Annotated in this window: 30 protein-coding genes and 2 other annotated features; of the genes, 3 read left to right on the top strand and 27 right to left on the bottom strand. The window is 34.8% G+C overall.

Annotated features, from left to right (window positions below):
- Positions 1-39 precede the first annotated feature (39 nt).
- Positions 40-242: a binding site (T-box leader), on the bottom strand.
- A 248-nt stretch (positions 243-490) separates the two neighbouring features.
- The 7 genes from EZV73_RS23830 to EZV73_RS23800 form a co-directional block, all read right to left on the bottom strand.
- Positions 491-1,435, bottom strand: coding sequence for a FliG C-terminal domain-containing protein (locus tag EZV73_RS23830; RefSeq protein WP_240842956.1), 945 nt, complete (start codon positions 1,433-1,435; stop codon positions 491-493).
- Positions 1,436-1,561: 126 nt separating this feature from the next.
- Positions 1,562-2,119 carry a 2'-5' RNA ligase family protein gene (locus EZV73_RS23825; RefSeq protein ID WP_240842955.1) on the bottom strand — a complete coding sequence of 186 codons (558 nt, stop codon included), beginning with the start codon at positions 2,117-2,119 and terminating at the stop codon, positions 1,562-1,564.
- 26 nt (positions 2,120-2,145) lie between these two features.
- Positions 2,146-2,514 (bottom strand): SdpI family protein, encoded by a 369-nt coding sequence (locus EZV73_RS23820; protein WP_240842954.1) that lies wholly within the window; start codon positions 2,512-2,514, stop codon positions 2,146-2,148.
- A gap of 1 nt (position 2,515) precedes the next feature.
- On the bottom strand, positions 2,516-2,989 hold the full coding sequence (locus EZV73_RS23815; protein WP_240842953.1) for a hypothetical protein: 474 nt from the start codon (positions 2,987-2,989) through the stop codon (positions 2,516-2,518).
- Positions 2,990-3,032: 43 nt separating this feature from the next.
- Positions 3,033-3,587: a hypothetical protein gene (locus EZV73_RS23810; RefSeq protein ID WP_240842952.1), complete on the bottom strand. Its 555-nt coding sequence runs from the start codon at positions 3,585-3,587 to the stop codon at positions 3,033-3,035.
- Between the two features lie 12 nt (positions 3,588-3,599).
- Entirely contained in the window at positions 3,600-4,340 is a 741-nt protein-coding gene (locus tag EZV73_RS23805; protein ID WP_240842951.1) for a hypothetical protein, read from the bottom strand.
- A 16-nt stretch (positions 4,341-4,356) separates the two neighbouring features.
- Positions 4,357-4,788 (bottom strand): hypothetical protein, encoded by a 432-nt coding sequence (locus tag EZV73_RS23800; RefSeq protein ID WP_240842950.1) that lies wholly within the window; start codon positions 4,786-4,788, stop codon positions 4,357-4,359.
- Positions 4,789-5,002: 214 nt separating this feature from the next.
- On the opposite strand from EZV73_RS23800, the gene EZV73_RS23795 reads away from it, so the two are divergent.
- Positions 5,003-5,605, top strand: coding sequence for a hypothetical protein (locus EZV73_RS23795; RefSeq protein ID WP_240842949.1), 603 nt, complete (start codon positions 5,003-5,005; stop codon positions 5,603-5,605).
- Between the two features lie 70 nt (positions 5,606-5,675).
- Here EZV73_RS23795 and EZV73_RS23790 read toward each other — a convergent pair whose 3' ends face one another.
- The 9 genes from EZV73_RS23790 to EZV73_RS23750 all read right to left on the bottom strand — a co-directional run bounded on the left by EZV73_RS23790 (position 5,676) and on the right by EZV73_RS23750 (position 16,246).
- A complete protein-coding gene (locus tag EZV73_RS23790; protein ID WP_240842948.1) occupies positions 5,676-5,915 on the bottom strand; it encodes a hypothetical protein in 240 nt (79 codons plus the stop codon).
- 101 nt (positions 5,916-6,016) lie between these two features.
- Positions 6,017-7,324, bottom strand: coding sequence for an ABC transporter permease (locus EZV73_RS23785; RefSeq protein WP_240842947.1), 1,308 nt, complete (start codon positions 7,322-7,324; stop codon positions 6,017-6,019).
- Positions 7,317-9,689, bottom strand: a complete 2,373-nt coding sequence (locus EZV73_RS23780) for a hypothetical protein (RefSeq protein WP_240842946.1) — start codon at positions 9,687-9,689, stop codon at positions 7,317-7,319. Before EZV73_RS23780 ends, EZV73_RS23785 begins: the two co-directional genes overlap by 8 nt.
- Complete coding sequence (locus EZV73_RS23775; protein ID WP_330637211.1) at positions 9,670-10,443, bottom strand: ABC transporter ATP-binding protein; 774 nt, start codon at positions 10,441-10,443, stop codon at positions 9,670-9,672. Before EZV73_RS23775 ends, EZV73_RS23780 begins: the two co-directional genes overlap by 20 nt.
- Before the next feature lie 292 nt (positions 10,444-10,735).
- Positions 10,736-11,776 carry a 3-isopropylmalate dehydrogenase gene (gene leuB, locus EZV73_RS23770; RefSeq protein WP_240842944.1) on the bottom strand — a complete coding sequence of 347 codons (1,041 nt, stop codon included), beginning with the start codon at positions 11,774-11,776 and terminating at the stop codon, positions 10,736-10,738.
- Complete coding sequence (locus EZV73_RS23765) at positions 11,769-12,254, bottom strand: 3-isopropylmalate dehydratase small subunit (RefSeq protein WP_240842943.1); 486 nt, start codon at positions 12,252-12,254, stop codon at positions 11,769-11,771. Before EZV73_RS23765 ends, leuB begins: the two co-directional genes overlap by 8 nt.
- Complete coding sequence (gene leuC / locus EZV73_RS23760) at positions 12,247-13,503, bottom strand: 3-isopropylmalate dehydratase large subunit (RefSeq protein ID WP_240842942.1); 1,257 nt, start codon at positions 13,501-13,503, stop codon at positions 12,247-12,249. Before leuC ends, EZV73_RS23765 begins: the two co-directional genes overlap by 8 nt.
- A gap of 2 nt (positions 13,504-13,505) precedes the next feature.
- Positions 13,506-15,107 carry a 2-isopropylmalate synthase gene (locus EZV73_RS23755; RefSeq protein ID WP_255814011.1) on the bottom strand — a complete coding sequence of 534 codons (1,602 nt, stop codon included), beginning with the start codon at positions 15,105-15,107 and terminating at the stop codon, positions 13,506-13,508.
- 59 nt (positions 15,108-15,166) lie between these two features.
- Positions 15,167-15,371: a binding site (T-box leader), on the bottom strand.
- A gap of 65 nt (positions 15,372-15,436) precedes the next feature.
- Complete coding sequence (locus EZV73_RS23750) at positions 15,437-16,246, bottom strand: YihY/virulence factor BrkB family protein (RefSeq protein WP_240842940.1); 810 nt, start codon at positions 16,244-16,246, stop codon at positions 15,437-15,439.
- 139 nt (positions 16,247-16,385) lie between these two features.
- Here EZV73_RS23750 and hflK point away from each other — a divergent pair, with 139 nt between their 5' ends.
- Together hflK and EZV73_RS23740 are read left to right on the top strand one after the other, a co-directional pair.
- Complete coding sequence (gene hflK, locus EZV73_RS23745; RefSeq protein ID WP_240842939.1) at positions 16,386-17,330, top strand: FtsH protease activity modulator HflK; 945 nt, start codon at positions 16,386-16,388, stop codon at positions 17,328-17,330.
- Between the two features lie 10 nt (positions 17,331-17,340).
- A complete protein-coding gene (locus EZV73_RS23740; RefSeq protein ID WP_240842938.1) occupies positions 17,341-18,387 on the top strand; it encodes an SPFH domain-containing protein in 1,047 nt (348 codons plus the stop codon).
- 31 nt (positions 18,388-18,418) lie between these two features.
- Here EZV73_RS23740 and EZV73_RS23735 read toward each other — a convergent pair whose 3' ends face one another.
- The 11 genes from EZV73_RS23735 to EZV73_RS23685 all read right to left on the bottom strand — a co-directional run bounded on the left by EZV73_RS23735 (position 18,419) and on the right by EZV73_RS23685 (position 26,494).
- Positions 18,419-19,186: a GNAT family N-acetyltransferase gene (locus EZV73_RS23735; protein ID WP_240842937.1), complete on the bottom strand. Its 768-nt coding sequence runs from the start codon at positions 19,184-19,186 to the stop codon at positions 18,419-18,421.
- Entirely contained in the window at positions 19,173-20,063 is an 891-nt protein-coding gene (locus tag EZV73_RS23730; protein WP_240842936.1) for a hypothetical protein, read from the bottom strand. Before EZV73_RS23730 ends, EZV73_RS23735 begins: the two co-directional genes overlap by 14 nt.
- 65 nt (positions 20,064-20,128) lie before the next feature.
- On the bottom strand, positions 20,129-20,908 hold the full coding sequence (aroF, locus tag EZV73_RS23725; RefSeq protein WP_240842935.1) for a 3-deoxy-7-phosphoheptulonate synthase: 780 nt from the start codon (positions 20,906-20,908) through the stop codon (positions 20,129-20,131).
- The gene (gene folK, locus EZV73_RS23720) at positions 20,908-21,381 is read right to left on the bottom strand and encodes a 2-amino-4-hydroxy-6-hydroxymethyldihydropteridine diphosphokinase (RefSeq protein ID WP_255813994.1); all 474 of its coding nucleotides are present in this window, start codon (positions 21,379-21,381) and stop codon (positions 20,908-20,910) included. Before folK ends, aroF begins: the two co-directional genes overlap by 1 nt.
- Positions 21,374-21,742, bottom strand: a complete 369-nt coding sequence (gene folB / locus EZV73_RS23715; RefSeq protein ID WP_240842933.1) for a dihydroneopterin aldolase — start codon at positions 21,740-21,742, stop codon at positions 21,374-21,376. Before folB ends, folK begins: the two co-directional genes overlap by 8 nt.
- Positions 21,742-22,581 (bottom strand): dihydropteroate synthase, encoded by an 840-nt coding sequence (folP, locus tag EZV73_RS23710; protein ID WP_330637208.1) that lies wholly within the window; start codon positions 22,579-22,581, stop codon positions 21,742-21,744. Before folP ends, folB begins: the two co-directional genes overlap by 1 nt.
- Positions 22,582-22,584: 3 nt before the next feature.
- Positions 22,585-23,151 (bottom strand): GTP cyclohydrolase I FolE, encoded by a 567-nt coding sequence (gene folE, locus EZV73_RS23705; protein ID WP_240842932.1) that lies wholly within the window; start codon positions 23,149-23,151, stop codon positions 22,585-22,587.
- A gap of 8 nt (positions 23,152-23,159) precedes the next feature.
- Positions 23,160-23,879, bottom strand: a complete 720-nt coding sequence (locus EZV73_RS23700) for a hypothetical protein (protein WP_240842931.1) — start codon at positions 23,877-23,879, stop codon at positions 23,160-23,162.
- Entirely contained in the window at positions 23,879-24,583 is a 705-nt protein-coding gene (locus EZV73_RS23695) for an aminotransferase class IV (RefSeq protein WP_240842930.1), read from the bottom strand. Before EZV73_RS23695 ends, EZV73_RS23700 begins: the two co-directional genes overlap by 1 nt.
- Positions 24,573-25,928 carry an aminodeoxychorismate synthase component I gene (gene pabB / locus EZV73_RS23690; RefSeq protein WP_240842929.1) on the bottom strand — a complete coding sequence of 452 codons (1,356 nt, stop codon included), beginning with the start codon at positions 25,926-25,928 and terminating at the stop codon, positions 24,573-24,575. Before pabB ends, EZV73_RS23695 begins: the two co-directional genes overlap by 11 nt.
- On the bottom strand, positions 25,925-26,494 hold the full coding sequence (locus tag EZV73_RS23685; protein WP_240842928.1) for an aminodeoxychorismate/anthranilate synthase component II: 570 nt from the start codon (positions 26,492-26,494) through the stop codon (positions 25,925-25,927). The genes pabB and EZV73_RS23685 overlap by 4 nt, the downstream gene beginning before the upstream one ends.
- Positions 26,495-26,532: the final 38 nt, after the last annotated feature.

Below are 26,532 nucleotides of genomic sequence, written 5' to 3'. Positions count from 1 at the left end.
CTCCTAACAAATCTATAAACTAAAAAAGCTCTCGTCTCTGAAAGAGACGAAAGCATACTTCCGCGGTACCACTCTAATTGATATATCCACTCATATCTGATAACGGAGTTACCCGTTGACACCTACTAATTTCAATGCCAAACTCATGAGTCCATTCAAATAAATCTATCGTATCAAGTTCCACCAACCCTTGACTCTCTAAAACGTTTCATTAATCTACTAATCTCAATCAAAGCTTTAACTTATTATATTTATTATATACCTTCTAAACATCTTGTCAACAATTTTTATTATTTCTCATTTATCTCATAAAAGATACATGGTCAAATCAACATGAATATCTACAAATACTGCGTCAAATATATAACCTTCATAATGAATACATTCTAATATTACATCGGTTAAGCTCTAGAGTACTGTTATATTTAAAACACTACTAAGAAGATTGAAGAAGAAATTTGCTTCATCTACATTCTTTCTAGATGAACTCTTAATACTCGAATCGCTCTATTTTAATTTCGCCTTTCATTTCCAACTGTCTTAATATATCTATCAGACTCTCCATTGCTGTAAATGTTTCATCTAGATTAAACACATGGTCAGAGTTCAGTTGATCCTTAATATTATCAGCCCTCTCTTTATCCATATTGCTTAATATCTTTTTCACTAAATACTGACTGCTGTCTTTTAAAGCAACAATTAAAAGGTCATCTGAACAATCTAACAACCATCTCTCTATGGTTTTGTCTGGTAGTCTGACGAAATCATCAAATGTAAACATAGATTTCACTGCAACTTTAAAGAAGTCAGGATTATTTTTTCTTAATGAGTTCATGATATTTTTTTCAGTTTCAAAATCCACACCATTGAGCAAAGATTTAACCAAAACCATATGTAATTCCTCTAAAAACAGATGCCCGTTGCCTTCACCTATCTTCTTCAAGGTGTTAGCTTGTAAAGTTCCTGTTGCATACAGTTCTGTCAAAACTGTTATTTGAAGCTCCAAACTTAACCTGTTAAATACTCTTATAAACTTGCTGTTCACTGTAACCATCTCCTTTATCAAATGAAAATTGCTTATATAGTCTAATCCACTTGTTTTATATATTCTAGTAACTGCTTTTAGAAGTTCTTTTGAACGATTCAGTTTTGATATTTCCTTTTCCAATGATTCGATTTTACTCTCCAGTTTCTCTCCTATTACAAGCGTTTCTCTAGAAGTGAGTATCTCTGAGATTTCCTCTAAAGAGAAACCAAAACTTTTTATCAAAAGTATTTGCTGAAGACTTCTCATCTCTTGTAGACCAAACATACGGTATCGCGAATCCGTCACACTTGCACACTTCAAAAGTCCAATATCGACATAATGACGTATTGTTCGTGTAGAAACACCCGTCATTTGTGATAGTTCACCTATTCTAAAAAGATTTGTCATCTAACCTCCAATTTCACAAAGCACCTTGTAAATCAATTATAAACTCTTACATAACGTTAAAGTCAACAAGAATTTCTATCATTTTATAAGCTCTAAAAAAAATGTACCTATACTGTACATTTCATCTTAGAAATTATTGATTGAGCTACCATCAACCTCATGTGAAGTAGTATTTAACTTCACTTCATGAACAACCTCGAAACCATTACTTGTTTTCCTAGTAACTCTCAAACTTTCAATCCTTAACTCAAAGTCTTCAAAAGTGTCCATTATAGTTGTAAGTTTTTTCTTTGCATCATCTAACTTTGTATACATTAATCCTATATGCGGAAACCAGCTTTCACTAAATGGACTAAAAAAAGGTCGACATTTATCCTTGTATTTTCTGTGAAAATCTAAGTAAAATTGATTCAAAACAGAATCTAATATGGGTGTAAAACAGATGCTTGATTGATTAAAAATACGCATTGAGTTAACATAAATAGATATTCCAGTGTGAGATTTACAAAAATCATCCACCAAATTCAAAAAATCCCCTACCTCAATTGGCTCATCATATACTGCCAAGGTCATATGAGGTAGTCTATTATCTAAATCAGTTTCCTTAATTAAGTCTTGATAAAACTCTATTTTTTCTCTACCTTCTTCATCGAATAAGGCAATTACACTAATGAAATTATTCATTTTCTCCTCTTCTAAGATGATCTTTTTCAAAGCCTCTTACCTGACTTATTAAATGTTTTTCTTAAAGCCAATTCTATAGGTATGATAGATATTATAAGTACCATCACCTGAATACCACTAATAATGCCCCCATAAATACCCACATGCTTATTACCTTCACCGAGAAGAATCAACATTGAAACAAGTGACAATATCAAGAGTGGCCATCCCAAACGCAACCATAGCCTACCACAGTAGTTATGTGCAAATTGTATTGTATCTTCGTTTTTCATAGACATCGATGTTCTATATCCATAAATACGTTTAGAACTATTGTCTTTAAAATACTTACCAAAACCAATCATCGTGAGCGGTATCAGAAGATTCATTGTCGTCATAAATATCCAAAATCCCATACTAATCTCCGTGTTTATCGTACAAAGGTCCTTGCCATTCATCCGAATAACTATAAGATTTATGACCATACCCATCGTCGCTTTCTTCTATATAGAGTGCATAATACTCAGTTGGAAACTTGTCATTATAGGAAATCAAGGCAATCTTTAAAGTCGGTGTCATAGGATTATAAATGTCTTTCATAAATTTTTCATCATGAAACGCTCTAATGATATCTTGATTTGTCTTTTCCGATAAAAAGACCTGCAAATCATTTAAGACCAAATCTTTATCGAAGGTTTCTTCATTCTGATATACTTTGACATTAAAGAAAAAAGTATAAGCAATGTAAGTCATTTTGATATTGTAGACTTCATCATATTGATCAGAGATTTCTTCTAATACATCATCAATAGAATCAATTTTAATATTTTTCTCAGTCGTACATGACCATAAAAGAAGCACAACTACAATAAATATTAATTTAAGTTTCATCCGAGTATTTCTCAAAATAGTTTATCCTCTCAAGTGATTTCACTTATTCTTGCTTCTCTGAAAACAACACATTAAAATCAGAATCCATTACTATGATATCTTCTCTTTCAAGATTATCTACAGATCCCTTTATGAATGTTACAAGGCCATTAATTTGCGACTCATCTAGTGAGTTATCCTTATGCATTGTCAGTAGGCAGGAAGCTTTATTGCCTGCATTTTCTGAGATCATTAAACTTACCTCTGCCTTCTGAACATCATCCAGACTTTCAATAGCATCAGATATTTCTTCAGCCATTACCAGATACAGTGATTCTTTTCTTTTTTCAGACTTATCTGTAAACGTTTCATTCCAAGTATAGCCATCAAATAGCTTATTAGCTTCTACAAGTTGATTTTCTTTTACAAGTATTTGATTACCTTTTAGTTTATAAGCGATCGAATTTTCCTCTAAAGTCTTACACATATACGTCATTTCGTTTTGCGACAAATCAGAATGAAATACTTGATAGTTGTCTGCAAAGATAATAATAGCCATAACAATAATAATAAGACTCAAACCAACTATCACTAAATTTTTTACACTTTCTTTTTTCATAAAAATGTCCCCCTACTGCATTGGCAAAAAGTTTACACGCCATATATCCTGTTTAGTTAAAGTAAAGCCATATCTAAATGGCCCCTGTAGAGGATCATTGTAACCATCTTTTGCATACCAAAGAATAATTGCTTCATCATCTTCAATTTCTACTTCCAAATCATAGACATCTGTGAAAAGTTCATATGAGAAGTTTGCGTCTCGATTACGTATTTCTAAATATTCATCCTTTTCAACATAACCCATGATGTCTTCACTGTCTTTTATATAGAGTTCATAACATGTCTCAAAATCCTTTTGACTTGAAGAATATAAATAGAGTTTACAAATCGAAAGTGGTGAAGCATCGATTAAAACACCAGGGTCGTATTCAACTTTAAATGCTCGAAGCATATTAGCTTCTTCATTTGAAAGTTCAATTAAATCAGGATAAACATACGACTGCATGGTCTCAAGTTCTTCAATAATATCCTTCACTTGCTCTGCAGAAGTCTGTGTATTAACTTCTTTTGCTTTAGCCAATGCCTCATGAAGTTCTTCAATAGCATCTTTAATTTTCTCTTCAGAATTCCTTGCATTTAGTTCTTCTACTCGATTAGCCAACAAATCATTTTCTTTTTCAAGTTCAATAATAGTTGTCTCTAACTTGCTCACTTGATCTTGTAATTCATTTACTTTTAAAGTCATTTCATCAGTATTAGACTGACAGCCTACCATTAAGAGTACTATCACTAATATCAACCATTTCTTCATACCATCAACCTCTCTATTAGTTATTAATCATCTTATACAAGACTTCAATATTTGTCCTTGTTCTCCAATACACATGATTCATATACATAATGTATTCATCAGGAAAGTCTTTTGAAGTATAGATTTCTGCATGTGCTAGTTTTGAATGTTCTTTAAAATATTCTACTCTAAAGTCGGTCTTTTCAAGCTCTTTTCTATAAGGATTTACTAGGCTTTTAAATATACTGTCTACTTTTACAATAGAACCTCCATAAGACAGTATATCGATTGTATGATCATCAAAAGAAAGCATGACTTCTTTATCATTGTAAATAAGTTTTATAGAATCTGCCTTGTCAATCCTTTCAATATTATTAAAAATGTACCTTTCTTCAGTGAAAATGAAAAGCACAAGAAAAACACATACAATTACTATAAAAGAGATTTTTGTTTTCTTAGCATTCTTCATTTCATCCTCCGTCATTTGATCTTAAACCTCTACTATATCAATTTTACTATATAATTCCAAATTCAAACATTATGTAAATATTAAATCCAACCTCAAATGTCTTACAAGCGTTGATAAAAAGATTCATTGAATGTTAAAATATAGAAGAAACTTATACATCACTTATAAAACAGCATATGATTTAATCAAAAAATTATAAAATAAGGAGCATTTAATGAATAAGAGAATGGTCAACGGCATTATTGTACTCATACTGATTGCAATAGGCCTAAGTGTTTATTTTTTAGATACCAACGGTGTTTTACAGGCAACAGATGTCATGATACATGTAGAAAACGGTTTTGAAAAGATGGAACTCTCAGAAGTCAATATGTGGAGATCTTTAGGTATATATGCCCCTTTAGAGCTTCACGGACGCTTTAAGGGTGATGATGTTCTATATATTTGTGCCTATGAGTATCAAAGCGGGCAGTTGACAAATGACTTTAAGATTGCCTCACTATATAAAGACAACACTGAAGCCAATGTAGCCTTTCATATCAATAAAGATGAAGGTTATAGGTTTAGTGGCGGAAACGGCGTACAATATGACACAGGATGGTTTTCTCCTTATTTAAGAGCATCTTACGGTATGGATTTGGCTAATGAATCAGTCGGCCTAAACAAGGGACAAGAAGTCATTATTGGTATCTATTCAGCACATGCAGGAGACACATTTAAAACCCATAACATGTACTTTCCAAGTGATTTTAACGAACTAGAAGACAAGTATCTAGAAAATGATAGAGTCATTATATTTACTGCTAAAATAGAATAATCTATATCCTAAGAGAACCTAGCACATCAGCACTAGGTTCTTACTATATTCTTAGTTAAAATCTTAATGATCAAGTCGATGCATATAAGCTAGATTCCAAATACCCAACTCCAATTAAAATGACTACAATTATCAGACCACCTATCAGCATTGATTTTAAAGTAAAACTTGACTTTCCCTTATATTTTATAGCTAAATAAAATATTGAAAGCATGCTGAACATCACCAAAACATCTAATTCAAGTTTTGCTGATATAACCAAAATTGTTAGCAAGATTTTTTCTATTTGTCTCATATACTTTTCAATCATCATACGCTCCTCATGTTTGACCTCTAAGTTTATCTTACGCCTAATTATTTACAATATCAATTAGAAAAGACCTATTCATATGAATGAATAGATCTTTATAATTAGTTTGTTGAAATTGCCTTTAAGGCACTTAATTTCATGGCTCTTCTTGCAGGATAGTATCCTGAAATAATACCGATAAGTGTTGCAAAGATAAGTGCAGCAATCATTAAATACATAGGAATGTATGAAATACCTGAGCTTACGAAATCACCCATCATATTACCGGCAACCTTATTAATGATTTTGGAGACAAGCACACTCAGTCCAAGACCGATTGTGCCACCAAACAGACCTATAAGCGCTGCTTCAAACAAGAATAAGTTCTTGATGTCTTTTAATCTAGCACCCAGTACTTTCATAACGCCGATTTCTCTGGTTCTTTCATAAATAGACATGATCATAGTATTTGTAATACCAATAGCCGCTATAAGAAGTGACACGCCACCAATTCCACCTAGGACACCCTGGATGATCAAGGCTTGGTTTTGTTCACCTTCAAGCCACTCAGCATTTGACCATGCTTCATAACCCATTTCCTTGATTTGATTTTGAATCGGCATTACATTGTCTACCTTGTCAACTTTAACTTTAATTGTATCGTATTTATCTTCTTTAGTACCTGGTTTCTTTCTTTCTCTTTGACCAGAACCGTATTTTCTTTGGTCAGCTTCTACAAGTTTTTCATAAGCGTAAAAACTCATATAAGAAGTGTTATCTTCCCAGCCACCTTTACCTACTAAGACACCTGTTACATCCATCTTAAAAGGACGCTTTTTCTTGCCATCACCATAGTAATCACCATTAAGGAAGACTTTTAAGTTGCCGCCCATAATGTCTTCACCTTCGCCTTCACCCATATAGCCCCCTCTAGACATAGGGTCATAGAAGTTCATATGTGTTTGGGCTCCGGCAACCATGGCATTCTTCTGAATATCACCTGGCCATTCACCAGTTTCAAGTTCATAGCCAAAAGCTCTTAATGCTTCAAAGTCTACAGCCAGTACGTCAGCCCAAGATTGTTTCTTACCAATTCTCAGCTGAATATTCGTACGTTTCGTTGCTAATACACCATCCACATGTTCAAAGCCCTTAAATAAGGTAACAGCTTCATCATCGAGATAGACTTGGTTTTCACTTGGTTTACCATCTCTAGATTCATAAGACCATGGTTTTTGGACTTCAATGGTCGTTAATCCGCCCATTCTTTCTATCTGCTCATCACGAGCTCTTTGAAGTCCAAAACCTAGAGATAGCATCACAACAATTGCTGTTGTACCGATGACCACACCAAGTACAGTTAAGATGGTTCGTGTCTTTCTACGCCAGAGGTTTTTTACCCCCATTAACATAAGATCAAGACTACTCATCTAACGCCATCTCCTTCTTCTTTTGAATTCTTTTCTTTACAACTACAACTGCAACAATTGCTACAATTACAAGTACAATACTTACTGGTAACCATGGGATACCACCTGATTCATCTTCAGGCATTGGGAACTCACCGCTACCTTCCATTGGTGGGAACTCATCCATGTTTTGTTCTGGCATTGGTACCGCTTCAAAAGAAAACTCTTTTGTTACTGAATGCTTTTCACCTACTGCATCTTCAAACTCAAAAGTGATAACTCCCGTTTGAGGTCCTTCAGCCATAGGGATGATTTGACAAGAATAATAATCATTTGAACCTGCATTGAATGTACCTACAAAATACTTGCCATCTTGAACTTCAAAATCACCTGTTGTTGTTACCATTGTATTTTGAAGTGGTGATTTACCCATGTTGAAGAACTCAACGTAAATCTCAAATGGTTGGAATACAGGTGCAACACCTGGTACATTAATATCTTCAACTTCTAATCTTAACTCTTGCATAACTGGAACAGCCATTTTTTCTGAAGCCTTGTATGGGTTGTCACTCTTATCATAAGAGTTACCATTAGAATCTTCATATTCAATATCTGCAGTTACATTGTATGTCTTAACATTTAAGTCTGATTTAGCCTTTAATGTAATTGTGTGAGTTACTTTTTCTTTAACACCAATTGATTCAATATAGAAAGAACTTGCCGCATTCACTGGTACAAAAGCACCTTCTTCAGATGTAATAGAAACCTTAGCATTTTGAATACCCATTGTATTTGATGTGTTAAAGAATACAATGTCTAAATCAAAAGTTTCACCAGCTAAGATAACTTCTTTACCAAAGTTATACTCATCGATGATGATTTTTGGTTTAGAGTTGTTATTGCTATCGCCATCTACATAAACACCCATATATTCTTTTCTAACGATTGATTCATCGTTTAAGTAAGAGATGTTTGCATAAATTGGATAGTTATTTGTCATTATGTTCTTATTAGCAATAACTGTATAAGTAAATGTTCTCGTTTCATCTGGTTGTAATTCTTTAACCACTGTAATAGGTTGCGTCTTAAATACCAAACCTGATTCAGACGTCATATTGATCTTTAAATCTTGTACAACTGGCGTATCGTTTGTAATCTCAAATGCTAACTTAAACTCAGACTCAGGTACAACAGTATTTGGCTTAGAAGTTACTTTAAAACCTAAGTCATATAAGTCGCCACCTTGTTGCAGGATGTCTAAATATACAGGCACATCTTGCTCATACTTTGTACCATATTCATCATAGTAAGATAACTTAAGCTTTAATTCTACATCTTCGTCTTTTAGCTTATCAGAAATATTTACATTGTATGTCAAGAAGCCAGTGTCTTTTGCTTCTATGCTACTAAGTTGTTTTTCTGCTGAATCACCATTCAATGTAATGCCATCCATCTTTAAACCTTCAAGACTAGCATTTAAACTTCTTACATCAATTGAACCTAGGTTTTTAAGCTCTAATAGCATAACATCGGAAGTACCTGGTGTTAAAAGAGCATTCTTGATTTTCATATCAGAAATTACAAGTGATGGTAAAGTATTGTTGTTAACAACTTCCACTTGAAAAGACTTATTCATTGTCTTTTCTATACCATAGACATTTTGATAGGTGATTTTAACAGGAATGGTATAAAAACCACTTTTAGCACTTGCTTTTGTGTCTACTTGAAAAACAATCTCTTTCGATGTTTTTTTACTGATAGACATTTTTTTCGAAATTAAGCTATATTGTGAATCATCAAAAGGTGAATCTTGTGCTAATTCAAGCTTCAAAGTTGTATTCTTCGATGAATAATCAGAAATATTCTCAAGATTAATAGCAAAATCTTTTACCTGTCCAGCAGTAAAAACAGGTGTTTTTGTCCCTAATTGAATTGAGAAATCTGGAAAATACTTATTCTTATCAGTGACAGTAGTTGAGCCACCTCCAGAACTGATTAAACCATCAATAGTTACATTTTCAACAATTGCTTTTCCTGAATCTGAAGTTCTATATATGTACATATTTAGCCTATTACCTGATCCAGTGTTTTTTAAGGCGAGCGACTTTGTTGTACCAGTTGTTAAAGCTGTACCAAAATCAAACTCACTACCACTAACTAGACTTACATCACCAGAAACTTGAACTTTTACATCATTGACTCCTGCTTCTTTAGCTTTAATTGTCAAATCGTATATAAATACATCTCCTACATTGATATCTCCAGAAGTCGCCTTTGATCCACTTACTTCGAAATAATTGTTTGAACCTGCAAATACAGACATGTTAAACATCATTACGAAAACAAGGAAAATCACGAATGACTTCCTAAACTGATTTTTCTTCATGCTTAATCTCCTCTTCTCCCTTTTTAATCTCATTATTAATCTCTTCTTTTCTCTCAACTATTTCAACACTTTGAATATTACCATCCAGTACATGAATGATTTTATCCGCGTATTTTGTGACAGACCTGTCATGTGTAACAATAACTAAAACTTGCTCCTTTTCCTTTACAATTCTCTCCATTAATTGTAAGACTTCATCTGAAGTTTTAGAATCCAAGTTTCCTGTTGGCTCATCTGCAAATATAACTTTAGGATTACCTACAAAGGATCTTGCTATACCAACACGTTGCTGCTGTCCACCAGACATCTGAGTCGGCTTGTGTTTCATATGACTCTCTAATCCAACAGCTTTTAAAAGCTTGCTTGCCTCTTGTTTTCTTCGATTTCTAGAAACACCTCTAAAAACAAGCGGTAAACTTACATTCTCTATAGCTGTTAAAGCGTTCATTAGATTGTATGACTGAAAGATAAAACCTATATATTTTTGTCTAAATATAGCCAATTTCTTTTCATTCATCTTGGTCACTTCTTTGCCAAGTATTTTTACATACCCTTTTGTTGGCTTTTCTAAGCCTGCCATCATATTGAGGAGCGTTGATTTACCAGATCCAGAAGTACCCAAAATGCAACAAATTTCTCCTTTATGAATCTCGAAATCCATTTTATTAATAGCAACTACCTTTTCTTTTCCAAGCCTAAAAACTTTCCTTAAATCTTTAACTTCAATAACGACTTCTTTTTTGATCTTCCTCACCTCCAAACCCTTATATAATAAGACGTGAAACGTCTGAAAAAAGTTTCATATAAACCCATAATAATTTTAACAAATTTACCCAAGGTAAATATTAAAAAACTCTTAAGGCGGTATTAAGTCTGAATAATATTTAACTGTATTAGTACACATAATACACACACCAACTGTATTATATCTATTCATACAGTGCCAGTCAATAGAAATCAGCACTTTTGAAGGAATTGAAACATTTACCTGTCATTTGGATTTTATCGGATTTTGGTCATAAGAAAAGCGCTGATTTTCATCAACGCTAACTCTGCATATTCTTAATTAATTGGTCTGTCCATTCTCTGGTTGTAACTTTCCTATCTAACTTTAAATCAACAGTACCATAACCATCTTCAAGTGTCTTGTTGACATTCTTATAAATGAAGTCATAGATATCTGTGCGTTCAAATGAATTCTGGAACATCATTGCAAGAGACATAATCATACCAATTGGATTAGCTATATCCTGGCCAGCTATATCTGGTGCAGACCCATGAATAGGTTCATATAAACCTTTTTCATCGCCAATGGAAGCTGAAGGTAATACACCAATAGAACCAGCCAGTACACTAGCTTCATCTGAAAGAATATCTCCAAACATGTTACCTGTTAAGATAACATCGAATTGATAGGGATTCATTATCAGCTGCATTGCTGCATTATCAACATACATATGATTAAGATCCACTTGATAAGTTTCATTCATCTTTTCTACTTCTTCTCGCCATAACTTAGATGACATCAGTACATTGGACTTATCTACAGAACAGATCTTGCCTGCTCTTTTCTTACTCAGCTCAAAAGCTTTTTTAGCAATCCTTTTGACTTCATAAGTTTCGTATTGTTTCTGGTCATAAGCCAAATCATCAATACGCTCTTTTTTACCAAAGTAAATGCCACCTGTTAACTCTCTTACAAAGCACAAATCAATGTTCTTGCCCTGATCTAGTTTTAAAGGAGACATATCCTTTAAAGCTTCAAAAGTAATGATTGGTCTTAGATTACAGTAAGCACCTAAGTGTTTACGAAGCGACAGCAAACCTTGTTCAGGTCTGTCTTTGGCTTGATCCCATTTAGGTCCACCAACGGCCCCTAGTAAAACTGCATCTGACCAATCAACAATTGATTTTGTGCTTTCTGGAAAGGGATGCCCTTCTTCATCTATCCCTTTACCACCAAAATGGGCATACTTAATATCAAAATCCAATTGATACTTTTCTTCTATAAAGTTTAGTACTCTAAGACTTTGATCCACTATTTCTGGACCAATACCATCACCCCTTAATACGGCAATCTTATACATTGTCTGCCTCCTTAATATATGGAATCACACCACCTGCTTCTATAAGTGCCATCATAAAATCAGGGAACTTTGGAATGGTGTAAGATTTATTCTTTGTTTCATTAATGACCTTACCACTTTTAAAATCAATAGATAGTTTATCATCTGGAGATACTTCATCAACAATTTCACTTGATTCAATCACTGGTAGACCAATGTTAAAGGCATTTCTAAAAAATATTCTTGCAAAGGATTTTGCTATCACACATGATATGCCTGACGCCTTAATAACTACTGGTGCATGTTCTCTAGAAGAACCACATCCAAAATTTTCGCCAGCAATCATGATATCGCCTATAGATACTCTCTGGTCAAACGCTTCATCTACACCTTCCATACAATGTTTCTTTAACTCTTCAGGATCATGCACATTAAGATAGTGTGCAGGAATAATGATATCCGTATCGATATGATCGCCATATATATGTAGTTTACTCATTTTGACCTCCTGGCATTGTGATGTAGCCTGCAATACTTGTCGCTGCAGCAACTGCTGGACTCGCTAGATAAACTTCAGACGTCTTATGGCCCATACGGCCAATAAAGTTTCTATTGGTAGTTGCAAGACATTTTTCTCCAGCTGCTAATATCCCCATATGACCACCTAAACACGGTCCACAAGTTGGTGTAGATATAATACCACCTGCTTCGATGATATCTCTTAAATAGCCAGCTTCCATGGCTTCTAAGTAAATCTTTTGTGTTGCTGGGAATACAATCAACCTCATGCCTTTTTTTATCTTATTGCCTCTTAATACATCTGCAGCCGCTTTTATATCAGAGATCCTACCATTTGTACAAGAGCCAATCACAACCTGATCCACATGGATTTCTTCAATATCCTTCACAGACACTGTGTTAGATGGTAAATGTGGTTTGGCAATCTGTGGTGTTAATTCATCTAAGTTTATGTTTACAACATCTACATAGTCTGCATCTTCATCTGCTTCATAAACTCTATACTTTAAACCTTTTTCATCCATATAAGCCTTTGTCTTTTCATCGACTGGGAATATACCGTTTTTAGCCCCTGCTTCAATGGCCATATTTGAAATGGTAAATCGATCATCCATGGTTAAGTCTTCAATACCTTGACCTGTAAACTCTAAGGACTTATACCTGGCACCATCAACGCCAATCTTTCCTATTAAATACAAAATGACATCTTTACCGCTGACATGGCCTTGTTTCTTGCCAGTAATAACTACCTTAATGGCATCAGGTACCCTAAACCAGCACTTACCAGTCGCCATGGCACAGCCTAAGTCTGTAGAACCTACACCAGTAGAAAAGGCACCTAAGGCACCAAAGGTACAGGTATGAGAATCAGCACCAATGATCATATCGCCTGCTTTAACCAGACCTTTTTCAGGTAACAAAGCATGTTCAATGCCCATTTGACCTATTTCAAAATAATGTTCTATTTCGTGCTTAATAGCAAAGTCTCTCACAATCTTGCACTGCTCAGCTGACTTGATATCTTTATTGGGTGTAAAATGATCCGGTACCAGTGCCACCTTAGATTTATGAAAAATTGGCTTATTCAACTCATTAAAGCCTTCTATAGCAACTGGTGCAGTAATATCGTTACCTAACACCATGTCTAAATCACAATAAATATACTCGCCAACCTTAACTGCTTCATTTGTATGAGCAGCCATTATCTTCTGCGTCATCGTCATGCCCATATTTAACTCACCCCTTGAACTTTCACTTGTTCTAATCTTTCTTTCATCTCATTGTATATAACAGAATCCTTCATGATTTTATTGATAACAGATATATAGGCCTCAATACTGGATTCAATGATATCTGTACTTAAACCATGTCCCGTAAACTCTAAGCCGTCGTATTCAGCTTTAACAACAGTTTCACCTTGTGCATCTTTACCTTCTGTAATGGCATTGATTTGATACTTGCTTAAAGGAATCTGTACACCAATAACTCTTTGAATGGCCTTAAATGCTGCATCTACAGGACCATCTCCCATTTCCACATTTTCATAAGTTTCATCATCAATCTTAAGTTTAACAGAAGCAGATGTTGCTGTTTCTGTGGATGAATGAATATTGAAAGCATGTAGTTTGACAATTTCATCATAAGGAATGGTTTCATTTCTAACGATGGCTACAATATCTGTATCATAAACTTTCTTCTTTTTGTCTAATAAGTCTTTAAACTCTATAAAGGCTCTGTTTAACTCAATCTCATTTAAGTCATAACCTAACTTTTGAAGTTTGTCTCTAAAAGCATGTTTGCCTGAATGCTTACCTAAAATGAGGTTATTTTCTCTAAGTCCAACTGATTCAGGTGTCATAATTTCATATGTAGATCGGTTATTAATCACACCATGCTGATGAATACCAGATTCATGTGCAAAGGCATTCGCTCCTACAATGGCCTTATTCGGTTGAACCTTTACTCCAGTGATATAACTGACAAGCTCACTTGTTCTTACGATTTCCTCTGTACAGATGCCAGTTTCATATTCATAGATATCACTTCTAGTTTTTAAAGCCATAACAATTTCTTCTAAAGCAGCATTGCCGGCTCTTTCACCAATACCATTCATGGTACATTCAACTTGATCAGCACCAGCAGATACTGCTGCAATGGAATTGGCTACAGCCATGCCTAAATCATTGTGGCAATGTACAGAGATACTGACATCATCGATCCCTTTGGTATTTTCCTTGATAAATTTGATTAAGTCGTAATATTCATTAGGTGTTGTATATCCGACTGTATCAGGAATATTGATGGTTGTTGCACCACTTTCAATTGCAGCTTCTATAACACTTACCATAAAGTAATGGCTTGATCTTGTAGCATCTTCACAAGAAAACTCAATGTCATCACAAAGTGATTTTGCATAAGACACCATTTCTTTTGTTATGGCAATAATCTCATCCTTTGTCTTTTTTAACTTGTACTCCAAATGTAAATCTGATGTTGCAATAAATGTATGTATTCTTGGATATTTAGCATCTTTAACGGCTTCATAAGCTCTATCGATATCTACTTTTGTTGCACGTGCAAGACTGGCAACCGTACACGACTTAATTTCATTTGCAATTGCTTTGACTGCCTTAAAATCTCCTTCTGAGGCAATAGCAAATCCAGCTTCTATTACATCCACACCAAGCTTCTCTAACTGCTTAGCCACCTCTACTTTTTCTTCAATGTTCATACTACATCCTGGCGATTGCTCACCGTCACGCAAAGTTGTATCAAATATCTTAATTCTTTTCATGCCATATACCTCCTTTTTTAGATTTTTTTTACAGTACAGAGTAAAAATAATAAAGCCAATTAAACCGGTATTTTAAAAATAAAAAAACCCGTCCTTAATAAAAGGACGAGTTAAACCCGCGGTACCACCTTAATTGTAAATTACTTTACCACTTAAAAAGTTTATAACGCAACCAACCGTCATATCCTACTTAGTTTCAGATATCCTACTCAGGAGCGAGAAATAATTAAAACCCTATCGATTCACACCAACCATCGACTCTCTTGAAGTGTTTGTCCTTATGCTCTCCGTCATCGTTTTTTTATATTGTAATCGATAATATCAGTATAAATAATCATTGTCAAGCATATTTATAAAATTTCTGAAAATTATTTAAGACCTTGATTTTTTATGGCATTAATCTCTCCGCCAATCATAAGTATCAAGCCGCATAAAAATAACCAAATCATTAAGATAATGACTGCGGCCAAAGAACCGTACACCAGTGAATATTGGCTGAATTCAGACACAAAGTATGCAAATAATCTAGAAATTAAAGTCAGACCAAAGAAGGAAAAAATGGTTCCTGGAATAACTTCTCTAAAGGTCACTTTTTTATTAGGAACAATAAAGTAAAGCGCACCTAAAATGAAAGAAAATACACCAATGGATAAAACATATTTTAAGAAATTTACCAGAGATAAATTTACTTCAGGGATTTCAATGTATCTTCTTAAGAAATCTAAAAACTCAGTCCCTAAATTGGAAATGATCAGGGCAACAATAATCAAGACAATGATCATTAAGGTACAGATAATGGCAATCAATTTTCTTACAAAATAGTTACGTGTTTCTTCAATATCATATGCCACATTCACAGCCTTCATAAGAGCAATAACAGCATTAGAAGACATCCAAATGGAAGCGACTAAGATAGGAGAAAATACAGTATCAGAAAACTGCTGAGAGTAAAGCAAATAGTCTTGTATCACTGAAGATGCAGCTTCTGGAATCATCCTATAAATCATGGACATTTCTTCTGAATAAGAAACAGAAACATTGGTTAAAAACATTAAAAGTAGAATCAAAAACGGAAAAATAGACAGCATAATATAAAAGGCTATCTGTGAGGCAAATGATTCTATATGGTGATTTTTAAATCTATCTAATACATCTATGATGAAATTCTTTTTTGACATCTTAACACTTCCTTTATTATAAGTTTACACTTATTTTGGACTTATTAAAAGACTATAAATGTTATAAGGGTTTAGTTGCGATTTTATTGGATAGAAATTAAGATAGAATCAGGGATAACGTAAAACATAAGGAGGCATTATGGAAAGAACCATAGCAAATGTCGTTGTTATTGTTGTTTTAGTCGCTTTAGCCGGCTTTATAGCAATGAACGGCTTTTATACTCTTGGTGTCGAAGAACAGGCAGTCATTCAAAGATTTGGTGAAGTTGTTGAAATCGTTGAAGAACCTGGTATTCACTTCAAGATACCTGTTATTGATAAAATGACACCTATTAACGTAAACGAAGTACAGTCTATACAATACGGCTATACAATTGCGACTGGAGCAGATACTAATCAAGCAGCTACATACACAGATGTAGATGAAGAAAGAATCATCTTAACTAAAGGTGGTTATATGGTAGATGTTGGTGCAATTGTACAGTATAGAATTACAGATGCAGAAGCGTACTTATTTAATTGTGATGATCCAACAGGCACAATCAGATTAGCATTTGAATCGGTACTTAGAAGAAATATGCAAAACAAACCACTAGATGTATCACTTGTTCAAAAGGATGACATCGCTGTGGAAGTGTTGCCAGAATTACAAGCTAAGCTTAATACATATGGCTTAGGTGTAAAAATTGACAGTGTTAAGTTAACAGACGTTTTACTACCTGATGAAGTTCAAGAAGCTTATGACGGCGTAAATATCGCAAGAAACGAAAAAGACCAATTAGAACTAGATGCTCAGAAATACTACAATGAAAAAATCCCTAAGGCAAACGCTGATGCAACAGTTTTAATCAACCAAGCTAAAGCTTATAAGGAAACTAAAGTTGCTCAGGCAAAAGGTGATGTCTTAGCATTCGAGCAAATTCTTGAAAAATATGAGCAGTCAAAAGATATCACTGCAAGACGTTTATACATTGAAATGATGGAAAAAGTAATGGCTAGAACGGATAAGAAATTTATCATCGATCTAGAGTCAAATGGCGATATGCAAAAGTATTTGCCACTGAATCCACAAGTGTTAAATTAGGAGGTGCGAGATGACAGATAATAAAACACCAAATTTCGGTCAAAATAACGGCGCACCATTTACTGATAATGTTAAGCCTATCAGACCAGTGAAAAAAGTACCAATTGTAAGAATTATTTTAGGTATCATTCTAGTCCTTGCTATCGTAATGGCAAACTCTTTCATCTATACTGTAGAGCAAGATGAAATGGCAGTTGTAAAGGTACTTAGTGATACTAAGCAAGTTATTGTAGATACAGACAATAATGAAGCTGTAGAAATCAACAAGTTAGATCCAAGATTTAAAAACGTAGAAGTTGTTAACAAGAAAGGTTTATTCTTTAAAGTACCTTTTATTACTCAAGTAGATAAGTACACAAGTAAGCTATTGACTTATGTATCTAACACAGGTCAAGTAACAACACGTGATAAAGTGAAATTCGAAGTTGAACTTTACGCTCAATGGGAAATTACTCACCCAGGTTTATTTGCAACAAACTACAAAACAACTCAAAAGGCAAATAACAGAATTGACGAGACTTTATATGCTGATATCATTGCTCTTATCAACAACTTAGATAGCGATGAGTTCTTAACGGATAAAGAAGTTTTATACAACGCTTTAGAAGAAAAGAAAGTTTCTTACAACGAAAAAATCAAAAACACAGGTATTGTTATTAAAGACTTAGAAATCTTTAGAGTGGCTGTACCAGCATCTAACTACGCATCTGTATTTAACAAGATGAATGCAGAAAGAAACGCTGTTGCTGCAGGTTACAGAGCAGATGGTCAAAAGATTTATGCTGAAACAATCTCTAGTGTAGACTTAGAAGCAGCTTCTATTGAAGCAGCAGCAATCGAAGAATCTGCTAGAATCAAAGGTGAAGCGGATGCTGAAGCTGTACAAATCTATGCAAACGCATTTTCTAAAGATCCCGAGTTCTATGAATTCTGGAGAATGTTAGAAGCTTATGACAATGCACTTGATGCAAGTACGACAATCTACTTAGACAAGAACAATCCATTCTTAAAGTACTTCTCAACAGGCATTGAACCTATGACAACTGATGGACAATAATATTAGAGCATCTCAAATGAGATGCTCTTTTTTAGTAGTTCTTATACATTCTTTTATGACAGTCGGTCTTAAAACCTTCATCGCTATATAGTTTATAGACATGTTGGTTAGATTCTACCACATTAATTTCAATGCTTTCTATATCCTTTTTAAACATATCATCTATAACACCTCTTAGAAAATCTCTTCCATAACCATTCTTTTGAAGGCTCGGTTCAATGCCGATAACATCAATCACATTATCATAGCAAATGGCCACACCTACCAGTTCATCATTTACATAGTAACTGTAAAAATTATTGTTCTTGTCAGCTTCAAGGTATTCCTTATGAGCCTCCGCTGGATTTTCACCGTACCAGTCATAAGGTTTGAAGTCATGACGTGTTCTCATCGGCTCAAACGCTTTGCCGAGAATGTGATTGTACTGGTCCTCTAGACCTTCATAACCTCTAATAGAACCAATTGTCATTTTACCATCATAAGTGTCTATGCTCATATCATAGAAACCAAACCAATTTTTTATGCCTGTAGTCTCTATGTAATCGACTATTTTTTTCTGATTAACATCTATAGTCATGAAGACCTTTCCATTAAGATAAGGCTTTAAGACCTCTTTAATCTCCTCGAGATCGCCTATTTCCTCTTGAGCTGACAGTCTCACCCTAAAGACATCATCTACCCTTCTAATGGTCATATAGCCACTGGGCTCTTCAAACCTAAATAGTCCTAGAACATTATCCAAGTCTCTCTCTTTTTCAAAAATGTGATGTGCTGTATCTTTTTCTCTAATCATTTTCATATCTGATCTCCTCTATCACAGGTGAACTTATTACAAGATCTAAATGTATGCTGGCTTTATTGTCAATGTTATAAAAAGTGCCGTCTCCTATGCCGAAATGGCAGGTGCCTTTAATACATTCATCTATGCCGATTTGTCCAGTAGGACTCAAATCTGATAAACCTATCCCCAGTTCAACTAAGACGGACGCAGCATCTTCTAAACTCACTAGACATTCCTTTAATCTATCACATCCTGTAATTTCAACAATCCTAGAGTTTTTTACCACCAAAGTTACAGGCCCTTCTACTAAGCCAAAGCCTTCTAATAGCTGACCATTTCTATAGATATCACCGATGGTCACATCAACGACTATTTGGCCCTCTGCAGAACCTAATTCGATACCTGCATATATTTCTGATGGTGGCAAGAAAGCCATGTCTGAATGATCATCTATAAAGTGATGACATGTTTTAAAATCATTGACTACAATACTGATATCCGTTCCAGCTTGGTTTGAAATACGAAGTCTTTTCTTACTTAGGCGCTTATAGGTATTTAAAGTGTCTATAAGTATTTCTTTATCAGTTGAAAGACCTTCCATTAATGACTGCCTGGTGATATCCAGCCTGATAAAAACGTATTTTCCCTGAAAGCCTAAAGGCTTTCTAAAAGGTGAGTAGAACTTGTTATAACCTTCTACAACAAAAGATTCAAAGGATAATAAGACAATCACCATGTCATAAGCCCCTAAATTTATATCTTCACGAACATCCTTGATTTCAAGTGACTTAGATGGTATGTCTGAAAATAAGGAAACAAGGCTTTTCTGCTTTTCATCTGTCACAAGTAAAATATTCAAATCAATTGTAGATCCAAAATAATCTCTATAATTCATCACAACCTCCCTATGTATAATAGCACGAATCTTCAGTCATTTATTTTACAAAAAAAAGACACCACCTAGTTGGTGATGGCATCATATAATTCTTTATACTGTTCAATTGTCAGAGATTGTTCACCATCGCACAAGGCTTCATCAGGATTGATATGTACTTCTAACATCAAACCATTGGCACCACATGCAATAGCTGCCTTGCTCATTGGTAACATGAGTTCTCTAATACCTATACCATGACTTGGATCAACAAAGACTGGTAAACCCGTTTCATGTTGCATAATTGGTACCGCTGTTAAATCGAGTAAATTCCTCGTATAAGTATCAACACCTCTTACACCTCTTTCACATAAGATGATGTTCTTCTTGCCTTCTGAAGCAAGGTACTCAGCACTCATGACCCATTCTTTAATAGTTGCACTGATACCTCTTTTTAGCATAACTGGCTTGTCCATCTTGCTGACTGCCTTTAAAAGAGGATAATTGTACATATTTCTAGAACCGATCTGTATCACATCAGCATACTTTGAAACGACTTCTAAGTACTTTTCTTCCATACATTCTGTAATAATTGGTAAACCTGTTATTTCACTGGCTTCTTTTAGATACTTAAGACCTTCTAAACCCAGTCCCTGAAAGGCATAGGGTGAAGTTCTCGGCTTAAAGACACCACCTCTTAACATATCCACACCAATCTCTTTAAGCGCCTTGGCCGTTTCTATGATTTGCTCTCTTGATTCAACAGAACATGGACCTGCAATGATAATTGGTCTATCACCGCCAATCTCCAGGTCTCTTATTTTAAATGTAATTTTTTCATGATTCTTTAAAACTTTTCTGTCCATTATAATTTCCTTACACCAGATGTGTCTACTGAAGTCATAAGTTCTTCAATTGACTTATCCTCAATCATCAGTTGATCATCTAGTTCAAACATGGGTACCAATACAAATGCACGTTCATGCATTCGAGGGTGAGGGATTGTCAGCTTGTCGTCTGTCATCTTAATATCATCAAATAAAATGATATCCACATCAATGGTCCTTGGACCCCACCTGATGACTCTCACACGTTTTAGTGTTTCCTCTATACCCTGACATACCTCTAGTAACTCATAAGGAGACAAGTCAGTCTCCAAATATACTGAAATATTAACAAAAACATCTTGGTCTAAATAACCAACAGGATCTGTCTGATAATAAGAAGACACTTTAAGCTTGTGGATATCTTGGGTATTTTTTAAAATATCCACAGCCTTATCCAAATAACTCACAGGGTCTCCGATGTTGCTTCCTAAACTCAAATATACTTTATGCATCACGTTTCCTATAAATCTCCACACCAAAATAATCGAAGATACCTGGTACAGGTGCTTCTGGTTTCTTAACTCTTACTTTTATACCCTCAATCAAAGGGAAGGAATCCAATACTTTACTGGCAATGTTTTCAGCAAGGGCCTCCAGAAGGTTATAAGGCTTACCTTCGCAAATAGCTTTTATGACTTCATAAACGTCTCCATAAGAAACACTTAAGTTCATATCATCACTAAGTCCAGCAGGTTTTGTATCCAGCTCAAGTTCTGCATCTATAAAAAACTTTTGACCTAAACGATTTTCTTCATCAAACACACCGTGATAGCCAAAGAATCCCATATGATTCATCAATATTTTATCTTTCATTATCTCACCACTGCGTCAATCATTTGTGCCGCTTTAACATTTTCTTTGATATCATGTACACGAATGATCTCTGCACCCATTTGAATACCAATAGAATTTAAGGCAATCGTACCTTCTAGTCTGTCATGCGTTGCCAAGTCAAGTGTTTTACCAATAATAGATTTTCTTGATATGCCTAGTAAAATAGGATAACCAAGTACTTGCAGCTCATCAAGTCTTCTCATGACTTCTAGGTTTTGATCTACAGTTTTACCAAAACCAATACCTGGATCTAGTATGATCATTTCTTTTTTCACGCCAGCCTTGAGTGCAATATCAATAGACACATTAAAGAAATCAATCATGGCTTCAATGATATCTTTTTCATATATTGTATTTTCCTGATTATGCATTAAAATCGCAGGTACATTATAATGTGCAGCGACTTCTGCTATCTCAGGATCTTTTTGAAATCCCCAAACATCATTGATAATATTTGCACCAGCTTCTAAAGCTGCATCTGCAACACTAGATTTATAAGTATCAATAGATATAGGTTTATTGATAAAACGCTTTAGTTCCTGTATGACAGGCACAACACGCTTTAACTCTTCTTTTTCACTTACTTCTTCTGAACCTGGTCGAGTAGATTCTCCACCAACATCAATGATATCAGCACCTTCTTTTACCATGGCAATAGCATGATTGAGTGCTTGACTGACATTGTTAAAGTTACCACCGTCTGAAAAAGAGTCTGGTGTGACGTTTAAAATCCCCATCACAAGTGTCTTTTCCCCGATAGTAATATCAAATTCTCTACAAGGTAAGGTTCTCTTATCGTAAGATTTTTTTATATTCATAAATTACTTCCCAAAATTAATTAAAGACATGGCTTCAGCACGTGATCTCGCATCTTTCTTAAAGATACCTCTCACAGCTGATGTAATCGTTTGACTACCCGGCTTCTTTACACCTCTCATGGTCATGCACATGTGCTCTGCTTCTACAACAACAAGTACACCTTGAGGGTCTAACTTATTAACAATAGCATCTGCAACAGCTGATGTCAACCTCTCTTGTAATTGAGGTCTTTTAGCCACTGTTTCTACAACTCTTGCAAGTTTTGATAAACCTGTCAACTTACCATTTCTAGGTATATATGCAACGTGCGCTTTGCCATAGAAAGGTACCAGATGATGTTCACACATAGAATAAAAAGGAATATCCTTGACCAAAACCAACTCCTCATGGTCACCTTCATTAAAAATTACATCTAAATGTTTACCTTCATCCTGAGTCATACCAGAGAATATCTCGCCATACATATTGGCAATACGTTTAGGTGTATCAATCAAACCTTCTCTATCCGGATCATCACCAATAGCAATTAATATTTCTCTTACAGCTTTTTCTATTCTTTTCTTATCCATAACGTCTCCTATTTAGAAATGTTATATGGCCCTTTCTCCCATGTCATCAAACGACCACCGAAAGGCTCTAAAATATAAGCCACCATTTCTGATAATAATTCAAACTGTCTTTTCGCAGTACATTCATAGACGAATGATTTGGCCAAATGACTTAACTTTTGGTCAACAACATCCAAATTTTCAAAGGTGTTCTTTGGATGCGGTTGCCATATTGCATTTAATGTATAATAATCTTCTAAAACTTGCATAAATAGGCGCTGCATTAAAAAGCTTGATAATACCACATCATGCATTCTGTTTTCTATATCAATTAATTTCTGAGATAAATTGAATCTGATGAACTTAAGCTCCTCAGCTTTTATTTGACCTGTACCATTGAGGTAGATATCCTTAACACGGTCAATAATACCAAATATCAACTCGTTTTCTGCATAGAATATCTTAGCCCCCATCATCATGTTTACCCATATAAGTGATCTATCTTCAACCTGTGTAATCATATCAAAAATAGAAATATAAGATATATCAAATGGTACGCCATCAATTTTTTCAATTTCTCTTTCAAATGAACGATTGTTTTCATATACTACCAATAAATCAATATCGTTCAAGTGATTAAATCTTTGTTTTTCAGCTCGTGCAGTTTTACCAATCAAAAGTATGGCTACGACAGAATCTTCATTCTTTAGTTCTTCTGTTTTCTCTAAAAAAGCTTTATAATAATCCACTATAACATCTCCTTGATCAATAGCTTAGTATATAGATCCTCCTTAAATGTCTGACCTTCTAACCTGCGCACCGGCATGATTTTAATCAGCGCATTGGTCATAAACACTTCATCAGCAGATTCTATGTCTTCTCTATTATAATAGCCTATTTTTATTGGAATGCCTAATTTTTTTAGTGTCTCAATGACTTTTTCTCTATATATACCTGGTAAAATTCCACAATCTACTGCAGGAGTATAAAAAATCCCAGATTTAACAAAGAAAACATTGGTATATATACCTTCTGTTAAATGCCCCTTTTCATTGAAATGAAGGGCTTCATCGTAGTCTTTAAGCGATTGTTTTTCTAAAAAGTAAGACAAATGACAAGTCGATTTTAGCTGAAACAGAGGTTGGCTTGAGTGTCTTTTAATGGATGAAAACTTGACATCATAAGACTCTTTTTGAATATGATTTCTAGTCTCGTAGGTAATGACTTGGTCTTTATCCTGATAGACACTGATTCTAATGGCATTATGACCAGATGGCTCTAAATGTAAAAGGGCATTCTTCAAAACCTCATCACAATCAACAGGTGACATATTCAGTTTTATTAAACTCTCGTTTAACCGTCTCATATGCCTGTCGAAATCTTCTAAGTGACCATTGTAGTAGATGGTTTCAAATAAACCATAACCAAATTTTAACCCCAGACTATAAGCCATAATTCAAAGCCTTTTTCAGTGCGAAAGCCTTATCAAGAGATTCTTGGTATTCACTAGCAGGATCTGAATCCCATACAATACCACCACCAGCTTGGAAATAAGCTTTGTCATTTTTGCATATAAAAGTACGAATCACAATGTTTAAATCTAAATTTTGATTCAAATCAATGTAACCGATAGAACCTGTATAAAGACCTCTTGCAGTCGGTTCTAGTTCATCGATGATTTCCATGGCTCTTTTCTTAGGTGCACCCGTAATAGACCCACCTGGGAATGTCGCTTTAAGACAATCGACTAGGTCGTACTGGTCGTCTACAGTCGCTTGAATAGTAGCCACTAAGTGATGAACCGTCGCATAAGATTCCAACTTGAAAAGCTCCCTTACTTCAACAGTCCCAGTTCTAGCAATTCTACTCAAGTCATTTCTTTCTAAATCTACAATCATCAATAATTCGGATTGATCTTTTTCACTATTTTCTAGAATCTCACGATTCTTCTGGTCAATGACAGGATCATTAGATCTTGGCATAGTCCCCTTTATGGGTCTGGTCTCTATGATTTTATCTGTAATCTTAATAAAGCGTTCTGGTGATGATGACAAAATATGACCATTCGAAAAGTCTATATAGGATGCAAATGGTGCTGCATTTAAAGACCTCAGTTTCTGATAGAGTTCAAAGGGCTCATCTCTTAAAGGCGCTTCAAATCTTTGAGTCATATTGGCCTGATAGATATCACCTGACCTGATATAATCTCTGACTCTTGAAATTGCCTTCTCGTAAGCAGGTCTTTCAAAGTTAGATTTGATAGAAGATGGACTCTCATGATGCTTTAAAGGCATGATCTTCTTTTCGGATTCAATGATCCCTACAAGCTTATCCATTCTAGTGTCAGCATGATCGTCTATACATGCATCTGTTAAATATACTTCATTCTTTTGATGGTCAATGACCACACCCCCGTCATAGAGTCCAAAGAACATATCTGGCATATCTATATCATCTTCAACCGTCACTTCAAGTTTTTCTACAAAGGCTTTTAAGTCATATGATAAATAGCCAACCCAACCACCAATAAAAGGTAGTGGTGAGTCATAGCTTTTTTCATACTTTTTTAAAAGACCTCTCAGTACTTCAAAGGGATCATCTACAATCAACTCATCGTTGATATAGACATTTGTACCTTTTGATTTAACTATAAGTCTCGGATTCGAAACAATAATTGAGTACTTACCCAGTGTTTCATGGTCTCTTCCAGAATCTAAAAACATAAGATTTTTTTCATCTTTAAACTGACAGAAAATCTCATTGCTACTTAGATTGGTTTGATACTTTCTTATTTTCATCTGTCACCTCTAATGAAATTATCTAATAGTTCATGGCCTTGTTCCGTTAGGATGGCTTCTGGGTGAAATTGTACCCCTGCCATTGGATATTTTTTATGTCTGATGCCCATGATAATGCCTTCTTTGGTATGAGAAGTAATCTCAAAACAGTCAGGCAAAGAATCTGGGTCTACCATTAGAGAATGGTATCTCGTTACCTTTAATGGATTGTTTAAGCCTTTAAATAAACCTCGGTTATTATGAATGATTGGAAAGACCTTACCATGAACTGGTTCTGGTGCTTTTACAATCTTGCCCCCAAATACCTGAGCCATTGCCTGAAAACCTAGACATATCCCTAGTATCTTGTATTCTTCCTTTAATTGATTTAAGATGTCCAAACAAACCCCTGATTCATTAGGTGTACATGGACCTGGTGATAAAACAATTAAAGAGGGATCCATCTGTCTTATTTGGTCTACAGTTATTTGATCATTACGATAAACAACGACTTCTTCGTGAAGGACACGAAGATACTGAACCAGATTATAAACAAAAGAATCGTAATTATCGATCATTAATATCATTAAAAACTCCTTCTTCCCTTTATGGCCTGATTAGGATA

Origin of the sequence: Acidaminobacter sp. JC074 (assembly GCF_022496765.1) — a bacterium.
Taxonomy (GTDB): Bacteria; Bacillota; Clostridia; order Peptostreptococcales; family Acidaminobacteraceae; genus JABXKX01.
Note: the sequence above shows the minus strand (reverse complement) of the source record. Positions and strands in the feature narration are given on the sequence as shown.